1 protein-coding gene and 2 pseudogenes are annotated in these 1,743 nt (G+C 44.3%); all 3 read left to right on the top strand.

Annotated features, from left to right (window positions below):
- Positions 1-171: pseudogene (locus tag AB4209_RS22540) on the top strand (bifunctional aspartate transaminase/aspartate 4-decarboxylase); the annotation flags it as partial.
- A 70-nt stretch (positions 172-241) separates the two neighbouring features.
- Positions 242-1,450, top strand: a complete 1,209-nt coding sequence (gene gltS, locus AB4209_RS22535; RefSeq protein ID WP_017061004.1) for a sodium/glutamate symporter — start codon at positions 242-244, stop codon at positions 1,448-1,450.
- A gap of 98 nt (positions 1,451-1,548) precedes the next feature.
- Positions 1,549-1,743: pseudogene (locus AB4209_RS22530) on the top strand (pyridoxal kinase); the annotation flags it as partial.

The following is a 1,743-nucleotide window of genomic DNA, read 5'->3' as shown; positions in this document are numbered from 1 at the left end:
TTCCGTCTTGCTCACGAAACTGGCGTCATCTTACTACCTGGTAAAGGTTTCGACACAGTACACGCCTCAGTACGCGTATCACTAGCGAACCTTACTCACCACGAGTACGAGCTAATTGGCCGTGCAACACGCACTGTGTTGGATGAGTACTTCCAAGAGTTCTCTGCGTAATTCGTAGTTGCTAGAAAATATAAGCCCCGTCAAGTCGGGGCTTTTTTATTCGGTTGTTTAGGTCGTGATAATGAATGTAATTTCTGTAAATGCCGTTGAATCTGCCATTTTGGCACTCTTGATGTTGTTGTTTGGTGAGGTAACCAAAAAACACACACCAATATTAAGTAAATATCATATCCCAGGGCCGGTGATTGGTGGGTGCATCGCAGCCTTAATTACTACTTGCTTATATCGCATGGGAATGGAGTTCGAATTTGAACTTCCTTATAAAGAGACGTTGATGCTGATGTTTTTCGCAGGCATTGGTTTAAGCGCAAATATCAAGCAGCTATTCCAAGGTGGACGCTTGTTCGTTGTCTTTCTCGGAATCGCCGTTGTTTATATTATTTTTCAGGACGCTATTGGTGTCGCTGCAGCCTCGTTCTTAGGGCTGGATCCTAAGCTAGGACTGATGACGGGCTCTATCACCCTATCAGGTGGGCATGGTACAGGTGCTGCATGGGCGTCGATGTTTCATGACCATTTTGGTGTCGATAATGCACTCGAAATCGCGATGGCCTGTGCCACTTTTGGTCTTGTGATTGGCGGTATTATCGGAGCGCCTTTAGGCACGTATTTGGTTGAAAAAAATCAACTTTCAACACCGAACGTACATGCAGCAGATGTGGAACACAAAAAGGCCCATCACATGCCGACTAAGGGCAATGTACTACATGGCATCGGAAGCGTTGTTCTTTTAGCATGCTGTGTTGAGCTCAGCCAAATGCTACATAGTTTAGTGCTTGTGCTCGATGTGCATTGGCTGAACATGGTGCCAAATTTCGTCTATGCGTTATTTGTTGGTGCACTATTCTCAACACTATTTAGCGAGAGCAAACCTGCCAAGATTGCGATGGTCGAAGTGGCACGTTTAAGCTCAATTGCCCTAAGTGTCTTCTTATCTATGGCATTGCTTGAAATCAAACTTTGGCAGCTGTTTGATATGGCGTTGTCGCTGGTGGTTATCCTAACGATTCAAACATTGTTTACTATTGTGTTTGTTACGTCCGTTACCTATAAGCTACTCGGTAAAAATTATGATGCCGCGGTGATGGCAAGTGGTCATGCGGGCTTTGGTTTGGGTGCGACACCGACAGCCATGCTCAATATGAATGGTATCACGGGTTACTACGGCCCATCGCCACAAGCGTATTTTATCGTGCCGTTAATTGGTGCGTTCTTTATCGATCTCTCAAACCTAATCGTTATAGAGACATTCTTACATTTCATGTCTTGATGGATCTTCCCCATCAAAGGGGATTACCAAAGTTCAGTACTTTGACTTTAAAATTTACTCAAGACATCAAAAACTATATTCAGAAGAGGAGTGACGGTTTGAAAGGTGTAATTTCAATTCAGTCTCATGTGGTCTTTGGCCATGCTGGCAATAGCTCTGCCGTTTTTCCTATGCAACGTATGGGACTCGAAGTATGGCCTATCCATACGGTACAATTTTCCAACCACACACAATATCAACAAGGTTGGACCGGGCAAACATTCGGCTCAGATGATATTCGAAACTTGATTCGA

It is taken from the genome of Vibrio sp. 10N.286.48.C11, assembly GCF_041469805.1.
Taxonomy (GTDB): Bacteria; Pseudomonadota; Gammaproteobacteria; order Enterobacterales; family Vibrionaceae; genus Vibrio; species Vibrio crassostreae_C.
This window is presented reverse-complemented; position numbering and strand designations above follow the sequence as displayed.